An 18766-nucleotide genomic window follows, 5' to 3' on the forward strand; every position below is an offset into this window, starting at 1 on the left:
CGCTTGTCACAGCAAGGGGCTTGCCCGATGAAACTACGTGGCCTTTACGCCATTACCGACAGCCAGCTCCTGGCCGGCAAGTTCCTCGCCTACGTCCAAGCGGCGCTGGACGGCGGCGTGACACTGTTGCAGTACCGCGACAAAAGCAGCGACGAGGCACGGCGCCTGCGTGAAGCCGAAAAGCTGTATGAACTGTGCTCGCGCTACAAGACTCAATTGATCATCAACGATGATGCCGAACTCGCCGCGCGCCTGGGCGTGGGCGTGCATCTGGGGCAGACCGATGGTCCGCTGACCCCGGCCCGTGCGCTGCTCGGTTCCAAGGCGATCATCGGTGCTACCTGCCACAGCCAGATCGAACTGGCCGAACAGGCCGCCAAGGAAGGCGCCAGCTATGTCGCCTTCGGGCGCTTCTTCAATTCCACCACCAAGCCCGGCGCACCTGCCGCCACCGTTGAAATGCTGGCCGAGGCCCGCACGCGCTTGCAGCTGCCGATCTGCGTGATCGGCGGCGTGACCCTGGACAACGCCGAACCGCTGGTGGCCCACGGTGCCGACCTGCTGGCCGTGGTGCACGGTTTATTCGGCGCCGACAGTACTCAGGAAGTCACGCGACGCGCCCGTGCTTTCAATGCCCTTCTTAAAATCTGATTTCAGAGAGACGTCCATCATGTCCCGTTCCGAAACCCTGTTTGCCAATGCCCAGAAACACATCCCCGGCGGTGTGAACTCCCCCGTGCGTGCGTTCAAGAGCGTGGGCGGCACGCCGTTGTTCTTCAAACACGCCGAAGGCGCCTACGTCACCGACGAAGATGACAAGCGCTACGTCGACTATGTCGGCTCCTGGGGCCCGATGATTCTCGGCCATAGCCACCCGGACGTACTCGACGCGGTGCGCCAGCAGCTGCAACACGGCTTGTCCTATGGCGCGCCGACCGCCATGGAAACCGAGATGGCCGACCTGGTTTGCGCCATCGTGCCGTCGATGGAAATGGTGCGCATGGTCAGCTCCGGTACCGAAGCCACCATGAGCGCGATCCGCCTGGCCCGTGGTTTCACCGGCCGCGACAACATCATCAAGTTCGAGGGTTGCTACCACGGCCACTCCGACAGCCTGTTGGTCAAGGCCGGCTCCGGCGCGCTGACCCAGGGCGTACCCAACTCTGCCGGTGTGCCGGCGGCATTCGCCAAGCACACCCTGACCCTGCCGTTCAACGACATCGCCGCCGTCGAGCAAATGCTCAGCGAAGTCGGCCAGGACGTGGCCTGCATCATCGTCGAACCGGTGGCCGGCAACATGAACTGCGTACCGCCGGCACCGGGTTTCCTCGAAGGCCTGCGCGAGCAGTGCGACAAGCACGGCGTGGTGCTGATCTTTGACGAAGTGATGACCGGTTTCCGCGTCGCCCTCGGCGGCGCCCAGGCACACTACGGCGTCACGCCGGACCTGAGCACCTTCGGCAAGATCATCGGTGGCGGTATGCCAGTAGGCTGCTTCGGCGGCAAGCGCGAAATCATGCAGCACATCGCCCCGCTGGGCCCGGTCTACCAGGCTGGCACCTTGTCGGGTAACCCGCTGGCAATGGCCGCTGGCCTGACCACCCTGCGCCTGATCAGCCGCCCGGGCTTCCACGCCGAGCTGACCGACTACACCACACGCCTGCTTGATGGCCTGCAGCAGCGCGCCGACACCGCGGGTATCCCGTTTGTCACCACCCAGGCCGGTGGCATGTTCGGCCTGTACTTCAGCGGCGCCGACGACATCGTCACCTTTGATGACGTGATGGGCAGCGATGCCGACCTGTTCAAGCGCTTCTTCCACCTGATGCTTGAAGGCGGCGTGTACCTGGCGCCGAGCGCCTTCGAAGCCGGCTTCACCTCGATCGCCCATGGCGAAGCCGAGCTGAAACTGACCCTGGATGCTGCCGAACGCGCCTTCGCGGCCCTGAAATAAGTGACCCACGTTCTGACGTTGCCCCCCAGGCAGCGTCAGATTTGCTACTTTGCTTACAGAAGTTTCCTGGTTTTTTCGAGAATTGCCCTGCAATCCGGCAGATAACTTGCCCAAGCAGCAGAAAAACGAGTAAAGACTTTGTAAGCAGAGGCCTGCTTATTTCATAATGCGCGCTTATTGGACTCCCCGAGGGTCCGCGCGCCCCGTCAGAGGTAAGTCGATTCCCATGAAACGCACCGGCCGCACCCTGGTTCTGGGCTGCCTGTTGCTCCTTCAGCCGCTGCTGGCACATGCCCAGGCAGGCGGCAACTCGTTGTTAATCCCAGCGATGGGTCGTTGCACCCTCAATACCCAGCCAGACAGCCAGGCCGAAGCCCTGAGCGCGTGCCAGAAACAAGCTGATGAAGGGGATGCGCAAGCGCAATACGAGTTGGGCGAGTTCTACCACGACAGCAAGAACCCGGCCGTCGACCTCAACAAAGCGTTGAGCTACTTCGAAAAGGCTTCGCTACAAGGCCACGCCCAGGCGCAATTCCAGCTCGGCAATATGTTCTTCAAGGGTGAAGGCGTGCCGGCCAATAACGTGCAGGCCTACATCGTGCTGAAAATGGCCGCGGTCAACGGTGCTGAAGACGCGCTGGACACCGCCGATGAGGTCGCCGAGCACATGCAGCGCGATGAACTGGAAGTGGCGACCCAGGTACTGGGGCAGATTTTCCGTAATTACCTGCAGGAATTGCAGAGCGCCGATGGGCGCTCGCCCTTCTCTCCCCTGCCCTGATCACGGCGATAACAGGTAGCCCTGTCGATATGCCGTGGACCCCGCTACATGGGCAATCGTCATACCGGCGCTTGCCATTCGGCGTACTGATCGCACATACAACAGCCCTTCATGCTCACACGCGACCTCAATCACTCGGTCCGTGATCGGGTCGATGACTTGCGCCACGATCTGTCCTGCTTCGAGGTAATCCCCCACCTGCGCGCAAAAGACCATCAAGCCTCCCACCGGGCTCACCACCGGCTCGACCCCCGCCAAGGGTGTTGGCGGGCTCAATAGCGCCGGCAGTGGCGGCGCTTGCCCCTCAATGCCTCCCTGTAACATCAGATAGTTGATCAACGCCTGACAATCCTGCCGCGCCAGCCCGTGGTCCACATCGGCAACGCCGCGCAACTCCACGGTCACGGCAAAACCCGGCGCCGAAAAGGCCCCAGGAAAACGCGCCTGCATCCGTGCCCAGAACAAGGTGTAGCAATCGTCGAACGAATGCCCGCCCGCGTCCGGGCTCATAAAGCAGGCCCGAGCGCCCAGGTACCGCGCCAGCGGCTCCACCTGGGACCAGGCATCGGGCGCCAGGTACAGGTGCTGCACTGCCTCGAAATCACAATGCAGGTCCAGCACCCTGTCGGCGTCACAGGCCAGCGTTTGCAGGACCAAACGCAGAGAGTGCAGCTGGGTCGCCGGTACCTGGCTGACAAGGGTTCGCCGCAGGGCCGCACGGATCAGATGCAGGTTATGCGCAGGATCATCGGTCAGAACATCCTGTACCTGGTCGCCGACCTGCTCGCTGACGTCAACGAAGAAGCGGTTGAAGTTCTCTCGACTGTCGTTATCGAAACGCCCCTGCGGTACGTCCATCAGCACCTGCTCCAACCCCAGCGGATTGGCCACCGGCACCAGCACCACTTGCCAACGCAACGCACCTGTCGCCTCCAGGTGCGCCAGACGCTGTTTGAGATGCCACAACACCAGCATCCCCGGTAATTCATCGGCGTGCAGGGACGCCTGGATGTAAACCTTGCTCGGCGCATTGGCCGGACCGTAATGAAAACTATGAATATGCCGCGTGGTACCTGGCACAGCCGTTAACAGTTCATGCCTGTGAGTCTGCATATTGCCCCCCTATCGACTCGAATCAAGAAAGCTCAGCCAACGTCGTTCAGCCAGATGGAACAAGCCGACCAACGCGAACGTAATACACAAGTAAAGCGCCGCGGCCAGGCCAAAGGATTGGAAGGTGAGGAAGGTTGCAGCGTTGGCATCCCGTGCGACTTTCAGGATATCCGGCACCGTTGCCGTGAACGCCAGGGTGGTGGAATGCAACATGAAGATCACTTCATTGCTGTAGTAGGGCAACGACCGGCGCAGGGCCGAGGGCATGATCAAGTGCACGTACAACTTCCAGCCGTCGAGGCCCAGGGAACGAGCAGCCTCGATTTCACCGCGTGGCATTGCCCGAATTGCGCCCGCCAGTATTTCCGTGGTGTAGGCCGCGGTATTGAGGGCAAACGCCAGAAGCGTGCAATTGAGCGCTTCGCGAAAAAAGGCATCCAGCAACGGTTGCTCGCGAACAGCGCCAATGCTGTAGATGCCGGTGTAGAAGATCAGTAACTGGATATACAGCGGTGTGCCGCGAAACACGTAGGTAAAGCTTTGCACCGGCCAGCGCAGCCAGCGTCGGCTGGACGTCCTGGCGATGGACAGTGGCAACGCCAACAGCAGGCCCAGGCACAAAGAGGCGCTGGTCAGCCACAAGGTCATGGCCAGACCGGTGATTTGTTGACCGTCGGAATAAATAAACGGCCGCCAATACTCCTGGATAAGCTCGATCATGATGATGATCCCTGCACACCTTCACCATACCGACGCTCCAGCCAGCGCAACGCTGCGTTTGAAACACTGCTGAGCAACAGGTAGACCAGCGCCGCCAGCAGCAGAAAAGCCAGTAATTGCTGACTGCTCTTGCCCGCCATCTGCGCCACTTTCACCAGGTCTGCCAGGCCGATGATCGACACCAGCGCCGTAGCCTTGAGCAAGACCATCCAGTTATTGCCCAGACCCGGCAGGGCGAATCGCATCATCTGCGGGAATATCACATGCAAAAAGCTCTGCCTGAAGCTCAGGCCAAGGGCCTTGGCTGCCTGGAACTGCCCACGGGGTACAGCCAGCAACGCGCCGCGAAAGGTTTCGGTGAAATAAGCGCCGTAGATAAACCCCAGAGTGATCACGCCGGCGCTGAAAGGGTCGATATCGATGTAGGCCCAGCCCAATTCGCTGGTCAGACGACTCAGGCCTGTCTGCAATCCGTAGAAAATCAACAGCATTAACAGCAGGTCCGGTACCCCGCGAATCAAGGTGGTGTACACCTGTGCGCACAGGCGCCATGCCCTCACCCTGGACAGCTTGGCACCTGCCCCCAGCAGGCCCAGGATCAGCCCCAGCAGCAATGACAACAGTGCCAGTTGCAAGGTGACCCAGACCCCGTGCAGTAACATCGGCAAAAAACCGCCCAGGGACGCGGCGAATTGAGTGAAGGCAGGTAGCATGATCGTGTCCTCGCTGGCCGTTGAAGGCGGTTATTGGCCGCTGAACATGTTCACACCGGGGAAGTACTGCTCTTGCAGGCGAGCGTAGGTGCCATCGGCGTGCAGGGCAGCCAGCCCCTTATCCAACAGCGCTTTCAGCGTGTGGTTGCCCTTGGCGAGGCCGATGCCGCTTTTGGACGGCATCAACTCGCTGTCAATCAGCGGCCCCAGTACAAACCCGACGCCTTGGGGTGAACGCAAAAATCCGCTCTGTGCTTGCTGAGCATCCTGCAGCGATGCCTGCAAACGCCCTGTCAGCAGGTCCGCGTACACTTGCTCCTGATCGGCATAAGCCACCACCTTCATACCCTGCCCAGCGAGCACTTGCCGGGCATAAACTTCCTGAGTACTGCCCTGCAAATAGCCGACGGCCATGCCTGTGGAAAGCTCGGTGCCAGGGCGCATCACCATGGCAGTGGGGCTGGAAAACACCTCCGAGGAGAAGTCGATGACCTTTTGCCGAGCGGCAGTGATGGTCATTGAAGCGAAGATGGCGTCGATCTTGCCGGCGTTGAGGCTGGGAATCATGCCGTCAAAGTCACTCTCGACCCATTGGCACCGAATATTCAAACGTGCACAAATTGCATTGCCGATATCTATTTCAAAACCGGTCAAAGTCCCCGTGCTGTCTTTATAAGCAAAGGGCGCATAGTTGGGATCGGCAGCGAAACGGATCACGTTGTAATCGTTGGCAAACAACGATGTATTAATCAGGAGCGCGGTGAATAACATCAGGAGTATTTTTTTCATTATTGTATTCCTCGTTATTGATTGAACAGTTGGACTGACTACACCTCTATAAATGGAATTTCTCTGCGCACTACCAGCGAGCCCTCCGGCGCATCGAACTCACGCGCGATGCGATGCCCTGAATACACCGCCGCCGCAATGGTGCCGGGCGCCACACAGTCGCCGATCAGCGTGAGCGTTCGGATGCCTGCCGCCTGTAACTGTTCGGGTGAGTTGTTCAAGGCCTGATACAGCGCCTGCTCAGGCTCCCGGGAAGTGACCAGCAGCAAGGCTGCAGCTGGGATCAACCGCGTACGTTCGGTGTAGATGCAGCCCGCTACCACGCCCTCTGGCTTAACGCTGACCAGCGTATGGGACGGCACGATCGTGACATTCAGCTGCATCAGACGACGCTGAATGCGATGCTGCTCAAGGGTGTTATGGGTCCAGGCCGCCACGTCCGCCGCGGGGGTGACGAATATCACCTCCACGCCACGCGCCACCAGATGTTCGGCCAGCACGCTGCCCATGTAATAGTGATCGTCATCGAACAGCAGCACCGGCGAAGCGGGCAACGCCCCTGCCATCAGGTCATCAGGCGTCAGCACGGGCAGGCTGTCCAGGCCCGATAAGGATCGGCGCAAGGCGCGCCCCAATCCATCACGTCGCCAGTGGGAACCCGTAGCAATGAACACATGCTCAGCGGCTAAATCCAGCACGTCCTGGGCCTGCAAGTGGCTTTCCCGATAGATCTCCACCGACGGCATACGGCTCAACGCATCCAGTCGATAGTCAATCACCCGAGCCCAACTCGCCAGCCCCGGCAGCCGAGCTTCCAGCGCTACACGTCCGCCCAGGGTGCGCAGGCCGTCGACCAGGGCCACTTCCATCCCTCGCGCACCCAGGATCCGTGAACACTCAAGCCCGGATGGCCCGGCGCCGACCACCAGCGCCCGGCCGGGTTGCTGCGTATGGTTGACCGACTCGGGATGCCAGCCACGTCGCCATTCCTCACCCATGGTCGGGTTCTGTGTACAGCGCAGGGGCGTGCTGGTGTGATCACCACTGACGCATACATTGCAGCCGATACACTCGCGAATTTCCTCGGCGCGCCCCTCTTCAATCTTCTTGGGCAAGAAGGGATCGGCGATCGAAGGGCGGGCCGCCCCGATCAGGTCCAGCACGCCACGACGAACCAAAGACACCATGGTGTCTGGCGAAGTGAAGCGGCCGACGCCCACCACGGGCTTGCTGGTCAGCGCCTTGAGCCCCAGCAGGAAGGTCTCCTGGTAACCCTCCCCGGCAAAGCGCGCCGTCACGCTGTCATTGGACCAATCGGCGACATTGACGTCCCACAGGTCCGGCAGGTCTGCCAGCATCGAGAAGATTTCGGCACCTTCGTCCTCGCGACTCAAGCCGTCGGCCATTTGTTCATCCACCGCCAGGCGGACCGCTACGGCACACCGATCACCGACTGCGTCGCGAGTGTCTTCAATCAATTCGCGGAGCAAACGCACACGGTTTTCCAACACACCGCCGTATTCGTCGGTACGCCGGTTATTGCGTGGCGTGAGGAAATGGAACGGCACACTCAGGTCGTGGCCGGCGTACACATAGATGATGTCGAAACCCGCCTCCCGGGCGCGCAATGCGGCGGCTCGATGCAGGGCGCGCAATTGCCGGATATCGGCATGGCTCATGGCCCGGGCCTGCACCGGGTCGTAACTGCGCACCGGGGTATTGGAAGGCGCCCAGGGAATTTCGCGACTGTAGCGGTTGGGCGCCGAGTAACCGTTGAATGCCAGCTCTACCCCTGCCAACGACCCGTGCTGGTGTACCGCCTCACACATGCGGGCCACTGCAGGAATGTCGCGCTCATCCCACAAACGCGCCTCGATATAAGGGGAGAACTCGCTCAGCGGGCTGATTTCGCACTCTTCAGTGCACACCACGCCCCAGCCGCCCTCGGCTTTCACTGCGCGCATCCGGGCCATGGCCGAGGGATGTACATGGCCCATGCCATTACAGTGGGGAACTTGATAAAAGCGATTGCGAGTACGGACCGGGCCTATTTGTACCGGCTCAAACAGAATGTCATAGCGAGGATCGCGCACAGGGCTACTCCCGAACAAGTCAGTTCGTTAATGACGGCGTGATGGAACTTGGCGCTAATGAGTGGCGTGATTAAACGCAGTTGAACGGGGGAAACTTCGAGGTTTTCTTATTATTGGTATATTCATGATGCCCTCTCTGAATAAACAAAATTTGCTATCCTTCAAACAAAATGTCCATCCATTGAGAGGCAGTTTCGGAAACGCCCTACAAATTAATTGCAGATCATTTCTCGGGCATCGGCATCGGAAACGGCATCACATTGCTCGTGCCCCGTGCTTCGCTGATCTTCGGCGTACCCAGGCGTTCGACTTCATCGATGCGCACAATCGAATGCATCGGCACAAAGCTGCGCACCACGCCTTCGAACTGGGCCTTGAGCTTTTCTTCGCCCGGATCGACGACCAACTGGGTGCGCTCGCCAAAGACGAACTCTTCCACTTCCAGGAAGCCCCACAGATCACTTTGATAGATCTGCTTGGCGTACATTTCGAACACCTGGCCCTGGTTGAGGAAAATCACCTTGTAGATTGGAGCTTCACGTTTGGTCATGGTGGGCGGGGAACACATGGGGATATAAAAGAGGGCGCGAACTATAGCATGGCACCCGATGCACAGCGCTAGGAACCGATGGGCATGACCCCTATAATGCGCGGTTCTTTACCACCAGTTGACGATTCCCATGGCCAAGAAGCTTTATATCGAAACCCACGGTTGCCAGATGAACGAGTACGACAGCTCGCGCATGGTCGACCTGCTGGGCGAACACCAGGCCCTGGAAGTCACCGCCCGCGCCGAAGATGCCGACGTGATCCTGCTCAATACCTGCTCGATCCGCGAACGGGCCCAGGACCGTGTGTACTCCCAGCTGGGCCGCTGGCGTGAATTGAAACTGGCCAACCCGGACATGGTGATCGCCGTCGGCGGTTGCGTGGCCAGCCAGGAAGGTGCTGCGATCCGCGACCGCGCCCCGTATGTCGACGTGGTGTTCGGCCCGCAGACCTTGCACCGCCTGCCGGAAATGATCGACGCCGCACGCGTCACCAAGCTGCCGCAGGTGGACGTATCGTTCCCGGAAATCGAGAAATTCGACCATTTGCCCGAGCCGCGCATCGACGGCCCGAGCGCCTACGTGTCGGTGATGGAAGGTTGCAGCAAGTACTGCACTTTCTGCGTGGTGCCCTACACACGCGGTGAAGAAGTCAGCCGGCCATTTGACGATGTACTGGCAGAAATCATCCACCTGGCTGAAAACGGCGTGCGCGAAGTGACCCTACTGGGCCAGAACGTCAACGGCTACCGCGGCCTGACCCACGACGGGCGCCTGGCCGACCTGGCGGAGCTGATCCGCGTGGTCGCCGCCGTCGATGGCATCGAACGTATCCGCTATACCACTTCGCACCCGCTGGAATTCTCCGACAGCCTGATCCAGGCCCACGCCGAAGTGCCGGAGCTGGTCAAGCACCTGCACTTGCCGGTGCAATCGGGCTCGGACCGCATCCTGTCGGCGATGAAGCGCAACCACACGGCGCTGGAATACAAATCCAAGCTGCGCAAATTGCGCGCCGCCGTACCGGGCATCTGCATCAGTTCGGACTTTATCGTCGGCTTCCCGGGCGAAACCGAGAAAGATTTCCAGCAGACCATGAAGCTGATTGAAGACGTCGGTTTCGACTTTTCCTACTCGTTCGTGTACAGCCAGCGCCCGGGCACCCCGGCGGCGGACCTGCTGGACGAAACCCCGGAGGCGTTGAAAAAGGAGCGGTTGAACGCACTGCAACATCGTCTCAACCAACAGGGTTTCGAAATCAGCCGACAAATGGTCGGCTCGACCCAGCGCATCCTGGTCACCGATTATTCGAAGAAAGACCCGGGTGAGTTGCAGGGGCGCACCGAGAACAACCGCATCGTCAACTTCCGCTGCGACAACCCGACGCTGATCGGCCAATTTGCCGATGTGCACATCGATGCGGCGCAGCCACACTCGTTGCGCGGCTCGCTGATCAACTGATCTCGCGGACCGGATGAAGATCAAAATGTGGGAGCTGGCTTGCCTGCGATAACGATGTATCAGTGCCCTATGTGCCAACTGACCCACCGCGATCGCAGGCAAGCCAGCTCCCACAGGAGTTCTTCATGGTTATCGAGAGTGGGGCCAGGCTATTTAAGTGCTTTCGCACACCGGCGCCTGGCGTTATTCTCTCTCTCACCTCATCAGCCAAAGGGCGGCTAAAAGCAACCTTGAACGCACCCATAGCAGAACCCCATCGTTTTCTCCTCGAGCCGTTTGAGGCTCGCCGTTTCGCCAACCTGTGCGGACAGTTCGACGAGCACCTGCGCCTGATCGAACAACGCCTGAGCATCGAGATCCGCAACCGCGGCAATCAGTTCGAGCTCATTGGTGAACCCCAACACACCACGTCTGCCGAAAACCTGCTGCGTCGCCTCTACCGCGAAACCAAGGGTAGTGAGCTGTCGCCAGAGACGGTACACCTGTACCTGCAGGAATCTGCGGTGCAAGACCTGGCCAACAACCCTGTGGCCGAAGCCAGTGTGGCCCTGCGTACCAAAAAAGGCATGATTCGCCCACGCGGCTTGAATCAGCAGAAGTACGTCAAGGAAATCCTCGGCAACGACATCAACTTCGGCATCGGCCCGGCCGGTACCGGCAAGACCTACCTGGCCGTCGCCTGTGCGGTGGATGCCCTGGAGCGCGAGCAAGTGCGGCGCATCCTGCTGGTGCGCCCGGCGGTCGAAGCGGGCGAAAAGCTCGGCTTCCTGCCCGGCGACCTGGCCCAGAAGATCGACCCGTACCTGCGCCCGCTCTACGACGCGCTGTACGAGATGCTCGGCTTTGAATACGTGGCCAAGCTGATCGAGCGCCAGGTGATCGAAATCGCCCCGCTGGCCTACATGCGTGGCCGCACCTTGAACAACAGCTTCATCATCCTCGACGAAAGCCAGAACACCACCGTCGAGCAGATGAAGATGTTCCTCACCCGCATCGGTTTCGGCTCTACCGCCGTGATCACCGGTGACGTCACCCAGGTCGACCTGCCCAAGGGCACCAAGTCGGGGCTGGCGCAGGTGATCGAGGTACTCAAGGATGTACCGGGCATCAGCTTCACGCATTTCATGCCCAAGGACGTGGTGCGTCACCCGCTGGTGCAGCGCATCGTAGAAGCCTATGAGCGTTTCGATCACAAGGATGACGCACCGGCCAGGGACGTTCGCGGCGATGCTTGAGCTAGACCTGCAGCTTGCCACCGAAGCGCCCGCCCCCAGCGAAGCACAGTTCCGGCACTGGTGCACCCTGGCCCTGCGCCAGCGCACCGCAGACTCGGAGCTGACCATTCGTCTGGTGGATGAGCCCGAAGGCCGCGAGCTGAACCACACCTGGCGTCAAAAAGACTACGCGACCAACGTGCTGTCCTTCCCCGCCGACGTACCCGACGAGTTGCTGGATATCCCGCTGCTGGGCGATCTGGTGATCTGCGTCGGGGTGGTCGAGCGCGAGGCAAAGGAACAAGGCAAGGAACTTGAAGCCCATTGGGCCCATCTAGTCATCCACGGCTGCTTGCATCTCTTGGGCTACGACCATATAGACGATGATGAAGCCGAGGAAATGGAAGCACTGGAACGAACGTTGCTTGCTGAACTGGGTCACCGCGACCCTTACGCAGACGACGAAAGCTGATCAACACTCAACTGTCATATCAAAGGATTTAGAGTAATCGCTATGAGCGAAGACCGATCGAGCAACGGGCAGAAGTCATGGCTGGGTAAACTGACCCAGGCTTTTGCCCACGAGCCGAAAAACCGCCAGGAGCTGCTGGAGCTGCTGCGCGAGGCCCACCAGAACAAGTTGCTGGACAGCGAAGCGCTGGCCATCGTCGAAGGCGCCATCCAGGTGGCTGACCTGCAAGTACGGGACATCATGGTCCCGCGCTCGCAGATGATCAGCATCAAGGCGACCCAGACCCCACGGGAATTCCTCCCGGCCGTGATCGACTCGGCGCACTCGCGCTACCCGGTGATCGGTGAAAGCCATGACGACGTCATGGGTGTCCTGCTGGCCAAGGACCTGTTGCCGCTGATCCTCAAGGAGAATGGCGACAGCTTCAACATCAAGGACCTGCTGCGTCCGGCCACCTTCGTACCTGAATCCAAGCGCCTGAATGTGCTGCTGCGCGAATTTCGCGCCAACCACAATCACATGGCCATTGTGATCGACGAATACGGCGGCGTGGCTGGCCTGGTGACCATCGAAGACGTGCTGGAACAGATCGTCGGCGATATCGAAGACGAGCACGACGTCGAAGAGGACAGCTACATCAAGCCGCTGCCCAGCGGTGACTTCCTGGTCAAGGCGCTGACGCCGATCGAGAACTTCAACGAGTTCTTCGACAGCGAATTCTCCGACGATGAGTTCGACACGGTCGGCGGCCTGGTGATGAGTGCGTTCGGGCATCTGCCCAAGCGTAACGAAACCACCGAGATTGGCGCCTATCGCTTCCGCATTTTGAATGCCGATAGTCGTCGTATCCATCTGATCCGTTTGACACCTATTGCCCGCTAAGGAAGGGGTGGGGCATCAGCTATTTCCTGTGTCGCGTTGCCCCTGAGAGCGGGCCAGGCAAGGCGCAGGCCGCAGGGAATGGCATTCCCTTTTCAAGGCCTGCAACGCAGTATGGCCCGCTCTCAGGGACAACCCGAAGGGCCGGGCCTGCTGCGACACAGGGCTGCGTTACTCGTCGTTCATTTGGAAAAACCAAACCACACTCCTCGCGCCTTGCCCTGTGCCGCAGCAGGCCCGGCGCGATACAGGAAATAGCTGATGACCCACCCCTACATGCAGCGCCTGAACCGCCCCGGCTGGCCCGGTAACCTGCTGGCCGTGGTGGCCGGCGCCATCACTACCCTGGCGCTGGCGCCGTTCGATATCTGGCCGTTGGCTCTGGTAGCGGTCGGCCTGTTCTATATCGGCCTGCGGGAGCTGACACCCCGCCAGGCCCTGGGCCGCGGCTGGTGTTTCGGTTTCGGCCTGTTTGGCGCCGGCACCAGCTGGATCTACTACAGCATCCACCACTTCGGCGGCGCTTCGGTGCTGCTGGCGGGGTTCCTGATGCTGCTGTTCACCGCCGCCATTGCCTGGTTCTTTGCCCTGCCCGCCTGGTTGTGGGCGCGCTGGCTGCGCCGCAATGAAGCACCGTTGGCGGATGCCCTGACCTTCGCCGCGTTATGGGTTGGCCAGGAAGCGTTTCGTGGCTGGTTCCTCACCGGTTTCCCCTGGTTGTACTCCGGTTACAGCCAACTCGACGGCCCGCTGACCGGCCTCGCGCCGCTGGGCGGAATGTGGCTGATTTCCTTCGCGCTTGCACTCACGGCAGCCCTGCTGTGCAACCTGCCGCGCCTGCTGGCAAGCAAGCGCAACGCCTTCATTGGTGCGGGCCTGGTGTTGCTGGTCGCCCCCTGGGCCATCGGCCTGGCGCTCAAGCACCACGCCTGGACCTCGCCCTCCGGCGCCCCCCTGAGCGTCGCCGCCATCCAGGGCAACGTCGAGCAAAGCATGAAGTGGGACCCCGAGCAGCTTAATGCACAGTTGGCGCTATATCGCGACATGAGCCTGAGCTCCAAGCGTGTCGACCTGCTGGTATGGCCGGAAACCGCCGTGCCGGTGCTCAAGGAGTCGGTCGAGGGCTACCTCGGCATGATGGGCAAGTTTGCCGCCGACCGGAACACCGCGCTGATTACCGGGGTACCGATTCGCCAGGAAGTGCACCATGAGAAGCGCTACTTCAATGGCATTACCGTAGTCGGCGAAGGTGACGGCACCTATCTCAAGCAAAAGCTGGTGCCGTTTGGCGAATACGTGCCGTTGCAGGACATGCTGCGCGGGCTGATTGCGTTCTTCGACCTGCCGATGTCGGACTTCGCCCGTGGCCCTTCAGACCAGGCCATGCTTCAGGCCAAGGGCTATCAGATTGCGCCGTTCATTTGCTATGAAGTGGTGTACCCGGAATTCGCTGCCGGCCTGTCGGCCCAGAGCGACCTGCTGCTGACCATCAGCAACGACACCTGGTTCGGCCGCTCCATCGGCCCATTGCAGCACCTGCAAATGGCGCAGATGCGTGCACTGGAAGCCGGGCGCTGGATGATCCGCGCCACCAACAACGGCGTGACCGGGCTGATCAACCCGTTTGGGCAGATCACCGCACAGATCCCGCAGTTCGAGCGCGGCATTCTCTATGGGGAGGTGGTGCCGATGCATAACCTCACGCCATACCTGCAATGGCGTTCGTGGCCGTTGATCATTGTGTGCCTGGGGTTGTTTGGCTGGGCGCTGCTGGCTGGCCGGATGTCCAAAACGCTCTGACCTGTGGGAGCTGGCGTGCCTGCGATGGCGGTGTATCAATGCGCTGAGTGCTCACTGACCCACCGCCATCGCAGGCAAGCCAGCTCCCACAATTGATTTCCTGTGTTGCACCTATCGGTAGAACAACCGATACCCCACCTGCCCCACCGCTTCGTTGATCAACTGCCCGCTCTGCCACACCGCCTTGACCTCCGGCATCCAGCCGCCCAGCGGCCGGCCGTGGTCCACGCCCAGAAAGCCCACCGGCCCGGGCACCACGGTGAAACCGGCTTTCTCAAAACTCCACACCGAACGCGGCATATGCCAGGCCTGCGTCACCACCACCACACGCTTGATGCCTTGGGGCAGCAGAATCTCGGCGCTCATCTGGGCGTTTTCCCAGGTGGTACGGCTGCGCTCTTCCTTCCAGCGCACGCTGACGCCAAAATCATCCTGCATCGAAACGGCCATCAGTTCGGCTTCACTGGGCGGCGTGCCGTAATGCAAGCCGCCACTGGTCAGCACCGGCAAGCCTGACGCCTTGGCCAGTCGCGCCGCATAACGCTCACGCTCAAGACCAACGCCGGTGGGCTGGTCGCTGCCCCAGGCGATGTCCCCACGCTCGCGCCCGGAGCCCAACACCACAATCGCATCGGCGCGCTGGGCGAGCGTGGCCCAGTCTTCGCGAGCCAATGGCGGCGCTGTCTCAAGCGCACGGGCGCCCCATTGCACCATCACCGGCAGGCTGATCAACCACATCCCGCCCAGCCCCAGGGCAAAGCACACCCCGGCCAGGCGCGGGCGGCTACGGCGAAACCACCAGGCACACGCCAACAACAACAAAAAAATGCCGGGCGGCAACAGCAATTGTTTGATGAAATAACGAAAAGGCATCGGGCATCTCCAAAGATGCCCGAAGCCTAAATGCAACGCGATCAAGCGACAATCTTTACCAGCCTGTTTCGACAACGTTAATGGATAGTACTGTGCTTCACTTGCACCGTACGGACCGGGACCTTTCCGGGCCGCGACCGGCCGCCAAGTCTTTGAGCCAAATGACCTTGGCCGAACGAGGAGGCTCCTGGGCTGGCGGGGAGGCCTGCCCATGAGAGGCGCGGTGTTGATTCAACTCCAGGTAAGTCTTGATCAATTCAAGCTCTGCCTGGCTCAAGCCTCGCAACTCCAGCTCCAGAGGCCGCTCATCACGCAATCGGCCTGCGGTTCTTGCAGCATCCAATGCCCGACCCAAACGGTCGATCAGTCCTTCATACAATTGCGGTTTCGTTAGAGTTCGCTGCGATTCAACCATCCCCTCACCTCATTGAAGAAATACTTGCTCCCCAATAAACAGCGTAGCCCCCGTTGCTGCACCTGCCCGGTGCCGCGACAGACGGCCCTTGCCGCGCAATCAGGGTTTCCCTCGATAGAGTGGGGTCATGTATGCTACGGCGCTTCCTGTAACTCCACTTCCCGCAGGGTTTGGGCACGGACGCGCCACTTTCTGGTGTCGAACAACCCGGACTATGCACCGAAGAGGATTAGGCCACCCCTATTCAGTTCAAAAGTAGCCATGCACGAACAATATCAGCCCCGTGAAATAGAAAATGCCGCACAAACCTTCTGGGACGAGCAAAAGTCCTTTGAAGTCAGCGAACAGCCAGGCAAGGAGACTTACTACTGCCTATCGATGTTCCCTTACCCCAGCGGCAAGCTACACATGGGGCACGTGCGTAACTACACCATCGGCGACGTGATTTCCCGCTACCAGCGCATGCTCGGCAAAAACGTCCTGCAACCCATGGGTTGGGACGCCTTCGGTATGCCGGCAGAAAACGCCGCGATGAAAAACAACGTGGCGCCCGCCAAGTGGACCTACGAAAACATCGCCTACATGAAGACCCAGCTGCGCAGCCTGGGCCTGGCGGTGGACTGGTCCCGCGAGGTCACCACCTGCAAGCCCGATTACTACCGTTGGGAACAATGGCTGTTCACGCGCCTGTTCGAAAAAGGTGTGATCTACAAAAAGAGCGGTACCGTGAACTGGGACCCGATCGACCAGACCGTACTGGCCAACGAGCAGGTCATCGACGGTCGCGGCTGGCGCTCCGGCGCGCTGATCGAAAAGCGCGAAATCCCGATGTACTACTTCAAGATCACCGCCTACGCGGATGAACTGTTGTCGAGCCTCGACGATCTGCCGGGCTGGCCTGAACAGGTCAAGACCATGCAGCGCAACTGGATCGGCAAATCCAAGGGCATGGAAGTGCAGTTCCCGTATAACGTCGATTCCATCGGCGAAGCGGGCGCCCTGAAAGTCTTCACCACCCGTCCGGATACGCTGATGGGCGCGACTTACGTCGCGGTCGCCGCCGAACACCCGCTGGCCACCCAGGCGGCACAGAACAACCCCGAGCTGCAGGCGTTCATCGCCGAATGCAAGGGCGGCAGCGTGGCGGAAGCCGACGTCGCCACCCAGGAGAAAAAAGGCCTGCCGACCGGCCTGTTCGTCGAGCACCCGCTGACCGGCGAGAAACTGCCGGTATGGGTCGCCAACTATGTGCTGATGCACTACGGCGACGGCGCCGTCATGGCCGTGCCGGCCCACGACGAGCGCGATTTCGAATTCGCCACCAAATACAGCCTGCCGATCAAGTCGGTAGTACGTACCAGCTCGGGCGACACCAACCCAGCCCCGTGGCAAGACGCCTACGGCGAGCACGGCACCCTGATCAACTCCGGCGAATTTGACGGCCTGGACTTCCAGGGCGCCTTCGACGCCATCGAAGTCGCGCTGATCAAGAAGAACCTCGGTGCTTCGCGCACCCAGTTCCGCTTGCGCGACTGGGGTATCAGCCGCCAGCGCTACTGGGGCTGCCCGATCCCGATCATTCACTGCCAAACCTGCGGCGATGTACCGGTACCGGAAGACCAACTGCCCGTCGTGCTGCCTGAAGATGTAGTGCCAGATGGTGCTGGCTCGCCATTGGCGCGCATGCCCGAGTTCTACGAGTGCAACTGCCCGAAATGCGGCGCACCGGCCAAGCGTGAAACCGACACCATGGACACCTTCGTGGAGTCCTCCTGGTACTACGCCCGTTACGCCTCGCCGCACTATGAAGGTGGCCTGGTGGAGAAATCCGCAGCCGACCATTGGCTGCCGGTGGATCAGTACATCGGCGGTATCGAACACGCCATTCTCCACCTGCTGTACGCGCGCTTCTTCCACAAGCTGATGCGCGACGAAGGCCTGGTGAGCTCCGATGAGCCGTTCAAGAACCTGCTGACCCAGGGCATGGTGATCGCCGATACCTACTATCGTCGCGAAGCCAATGGCGCCTACACCTGGTTCAACCCGGCGGACGTCGAACTTGAGCGTGACAGCAAAGCCAAGGTGATCAGCGCCAAACTGAAAGCCGACGGCCTGCCGGTGGAAATCGGTGGCACCGAGAAGATGGCCAAGTCCAAGAACAACGGCGTCGACCCACAGTCGATGATCGACCAGTTCGGCGCCGATACCTGCCGTCTGTTCATGATGTTTGCCTCGCCGCCCGACATGAGCGCCGAATGGTCCGACTCCGGCGTCGAAGGCTCGCACCGCTTCCTCAAGCGCGTCTGGCGCCTGGCCCATGCCCATGTCAGTCAGGGCTTGCCGGGCAAGCTGGACGTCGCGGCCTTGAACGACGAGCAGAAAGCCATTCGCCGCAGCACTCACCTGGCCATCCGCCAGGCGAGCCTGGACGTAGGGCAGAACCACAAGTTCAACACCGCCATCGCCCAGGTGATGACGCTGATGAACGTGCTGGAAAAAGCCCCGCAGGCCACCGAACTTGATCGCGCGCTGATTCACGAGGGCCTGGAAACGGTTACCCTGCTGCTCGCACCGATCACGCCGCATATCAGCCACGACCTGTGGAACCGCCTGGGCCACAGCGGCGCCGTCATCGATGCCGCCTGGCCGGTACAGGATGACAGCGCCCTGGTTCAGGACACGCTGCAACTGGTCATCCAGGTTAACGGTAAACTGCGCGGCCAGATCGACATGCCGGCCAGTGCCAGCCGTGAAGAGGTCGAAGCGGCTGCGCGCATCAACGAAAACGTGCTGCGCTTTACCGAAGGCTTGACGATCCGCAAAGTGATCGTGGTGCCCGGCAAACTGGTCAACATCGTCGCCAGCTAAATCGGATCGGGCGCGGGGCTTGGGCCCTGCGCCGAACTAAACCTTTAGGGCCTGGATAAGGCCCACCTGGTTT

At 60.6% G+C, this 18766-nt stretch carries 17 protein-coding genes; 9 read left to right on the forward strand and 8 right to left on the reverse strand.

Annotated features, from left to right (window positions below):
* Positions 1-27 precede the first annotated feature (27 nt).
* The 3 genes from thiE (at position 28) to TK42_RS18675 (ending at position 2735) form a co-directional block, all read left to right on the forward strand.
* The gene (thiE, locus tag TK42_RS18665; RefSeq protein ID WP_032879317.1) at positions 28-651 is read left to right on the forward strand and encodes a thiamine phosphate synthase; all 624 of its coding nucleotides are present in this window, start codon (positions 28-30) and stop codon (positions 649-651) included.
* Positions 652-670: 19 nt separating this feature from the next.
* Positions 671-1954, forward strand: coding sequence for a glutamate-1-semialdehyde 2,1-aminomutase (gene hemL, locus TK42_RS18670; protein WP_103734849.1), 1284 nt, complete (start codon positions 671-673; stop codon positions 1952-1954).
* Between the two features lie 226 nt (positions 1955-2180).
* A complete protein-coding gene (locus TK42_RS18675; protein WP_005791705.1) occupies positions 2181-2735 on the forward strand; it encodes a tetratricopeptide repeat protein in 555 nt (184 codons plus the stop codon).
* On the opposite strand, the gene TK42_RS18680 is transcribed toward TK42_RS18675, so the two are convergent.
* The 6 genes from TK42_RS18680 to TK42_RS18705 all read right to left on the reverse strand — a co-directional run bounded on the left by TK42_RS18680 (position 2736) and on the right by TK42_RS18705 (position 8713).
* Positions 2736-3848, reverse strand: a complete 1113-nt coding sequence (locus TK42_RS18680; protein WP_103734850.1) for a succinylglutamate desuccinylase/aspartoacylase family protein — start codon at positions 3846-3848, stop codon at positions 2736-2738. It abuts the gene before it with no gap.
* A gap of 9 nt (positions 3849-3857) precedes the next feature.
* Entirely contained in the window at positions 3858-4568 is a 711-nt protein-coding gene (locus tag TK42_RS18685; protein ID WP_103734851.1) for an ABC transporter permease, read from the reverse strand.
* Entirely contained in the window at positions 4565-5281 is a 717-nt protein-coding gene (locus tag TK42_RS18690; protein ID WP_005791712.1) for an ABC transporter permease, read from the reverse strand. Before TK42_RS18690 ends, TK42_RS18685 begins: the two co-directional genes overlap by 4 nt.
* A gap of 30 nt (positions 5282-5311) precedes the next feature.
* A complete protein-coding gene (locus TK42_RS18695; protein WP_103734852.1) occupies positions 5312-6070 on the reverse strand; it encodes a transporter substrate-binding domain-containing protein in 759 nt (252 codons plus the stop codon).
* Between the two features lie 38 nt (positions 6071-6108).
* Positions 6109-8163, reverse strand: a complete 2055-nt coding sequence (locus TK42_RS18700) for an NAD(P)-binding protein (RefSeq protein WP_103734853.1) — start codon at positions 8161-8163, stop codon at positions 6109-6111.
* Between the two features lie 223 nt (positions 8164-8386).
* Positions 8387-8713, reverse strand: a complete 327-nt coding sequence (locus tag TK42_RS18705; RefSeq protein ID WP_003194436.1) for a DUF1820 family protein — start codon at positions 8711-8713, stop codon at positions 8387-8389.
* A gap of 130 nt (positions 8714-8843) precedes the next feature.
* Between TK42_RS18705 and miaB the strand changes: the two genes are divergently transcribed.
* The 5 genes from miaB to lnt all read left to right on the forward strand — a co-directional run bounded on the left by miaB (position 8844) and on the right by lnt (position 14537).
* Entirely contained in the window at positions 8844-10172 is a 1329-nt protein-coding gene (miaB, locus tag TK42_RS18710; RefSeq protein ID WP_005791718.1) for a tRNA (N6-isopentenyl adenosine(37)-C2)-methylthiotransferase MiaB, read from the forward strand.
* A 230-nt stretch (positions 10173-10402) separates the two neighbouring features.
* Complete coding sequence (locus TK42_RS18715) at positions 10403-11407, forward strand: PhoH family protein (RefSeq protein ID WP_103734854.1); 1005 nt, start codon at positions 10403-10405, stop codon at positions 11405-11407.
* Positions 11400-11858, forward strand: coding sequence for an rRNA maturation RNase YbeY (gene ybeY, locus TK42_RS18720; protein WP_078822414.1), 459 nt, complete (start codon positions 11400-11402; stop codon positions 11856-11858). Before TK42_RS18715 ends, ybeY begins: the two co-directional genes overlap by 8 nt.
* 42 nt (positions 11859-11900) lie before the next feature.
* Entirely contained in the window at positions 11901-12740 is an 840-nt protein-coding gene (locus TK42_RS18725) for an HlyC/CorC family transporter (RefSeq protein ID WP_005791724.1), read from the forward strand.
* A gap of 273 nt (positions 12741-13013) precedes the next feature.
* Positions 13014-14537, forward strand: a complete 1524-nt coding sequence (lnt, locus tag TK42_RS18730) for an apolipoprotein N-acyltransferase (RefSeq protein ID WP_032881204.1) — start codon at positions 13014-13016, stop codon at positions 14535-14537.
* Positions 14538-14648: 111 nt separating this feature from the next.
* On the opposite strand, the gene TK42_RS18735 is transcribed toward lnt, so the two are convergent.
* Together TK42_RS18735 and TK42_RS27165 are read right to left on the reverse strand one after the other, a co-directional pair.
* Positions 14649-15410 (reverse strand): YdcF family protein, encoded by a 762-nt coding sequence (locus TK42_RS18735; protein WP_005791728.1) that lies wholly within the window; start codon positions 15408-15410, stop codon positions 14649-14651.
* Between the two features lie 97 nt (positions 15411-15507).
* Positions 15508-15825: a hypothetical protein gene (locus TK42_RS27165; RefSeq protein ID WP_103734855.1), complete on the reverse strand. Its 318-nt coding sequence runs from the start codon at positions 15823-15825 to the stop codon at positions 15508-15510.
* A 261-nt stretch (positions 15826-16086) separates the two neighbouring features.
* Here TK42_RS27165 and leuS point away from each other — a divergent pair, with 261 nt between their 5' ends.
* Positions 16087-18693 carry a leucine--tRNA ligase gene (gene leuS / locus TK42_RS18745; protein WP_005791732.1) on the forward strand — a complete coding sequence of 869 codons (2607 nt, stop codon included), beginning with the start codon at positions 16087-16089 and terminating at the stop codon, positions 18691-18693.
* Positions 18694-18766: the final 73 nt, after the last annotated feature.

The sequence above is a fragment of the Pseudomonas sp. GZJR-8 genome, from assembly GCF_002916705.1.
Lineage (GTDB): Bacteria > Pseudomonadota > Gammaproteobacteria > Pseudomonadales > Pseudomonadaceae > Aquipseudomonas > Aquipseudomonas synxantha_A.

Bases quoted from the DNA above. Each gene is read 5' to 3' on its own strand.
- thiE (WP_032879317.1), top strand. From the start codon at position 28: ATGAAACTACGTGGCCTTTACGCCATTACCGACAGCCAGCTCCTGGCC.
- hemL (WP_103734849.1), top strand. From the start codon at position 671: ATGTCCCGTTCCGAAACCCTGTTTGCCAATGCCCAGAAACACATCCCC.
- TK42_RS18675 (WP_005791705.1), top strand. From the start codon at position 2,181: ATGAAACGCACCGGCCGCACCCTGGTTCTGGGCTGCCTGTTGCTCCTT.
- TK42_RS18680 (WP_103734850.1), bottom strand. From the start codon at position 3,848: ATGCAGACTCACAGGCATGAACTGTTAACGGCTGTGCCAGGTACCACG.
- TK42_RS18685 (WP_103734851.1), bottom strand. From the start codon at position 4,568: ATGATCGAGCTTATCCAGGAGTATTGGCGGCCGTTTATTTATTCCGAC.
- TK42_RS18690 (WP_005791712.1), bottom strand. From the start codon at position 5,281: ATGCTACCTGCCTTCACTCAATTCGCCGCGTCCCTGGGCGGTTTTTTG.
- TK42_RS18695 (WP_103734852.1), bottom strand. From the start codon at position 6,070: ATGAAAAAAATACTCCTGATGTTATTCACCGCGCTCCTGATTAATACA.
- TK42_RS18705 (WP_003194436.1), bottom strand. From the start codon at position 8,713: ATGACCAAACGTGAAGCTCCAATCTACAAGGTGATTTTCCTCAACCAG.
- miaB (WP_005791718.1), top strand. From the start codon at position 8,844: ATGGCCAAGAAGCTTTATATCGAAACCCACGGTTGCCAGATGAACGAG.
- ybeY (WP_078822414.1), top strand. From the start codon at position 11,400: ATGCTTGAGCTAGACCTGCAGCTTGCCACCGAAGCGCCCGCCCCCAGC.
- TK42_RS18725 (WP_005791724.1), top strand. From the start codon at position 11,901: ATGAGCGAAGACCGATCGAGCAACGGGCAGAAGTCATGGCTGGGTAAA.
- lnt (WP_032881204.1), top strand. From the start codon at position 13,014: ATGCAGCGCCTGAACCGCCCCGGCTGGCCCGGTAACCTGCTGGCCGTG.
- TK42_RS18735 (WP_005791728.1), bottom strand. From the start codon at position 15,410: ATGCCTTTTCGTTATTTCATCAAACAATTGCTGTTGCCGCCCGGCATT.
- TK42_RS27165 (WP_103734855.1), bottom strand. From the start codon at position 15,825: ATGGTTGAATCGCAGCGAACTCTAACGAAACCGCAATTGTATGAAGGA.
- leuS (WP_005791732.1), top strand. From the start codon at position 16,087: ATGCACGAACAATATCAGCCCCGTGAAATAGAAAATGCCGCACAAACC.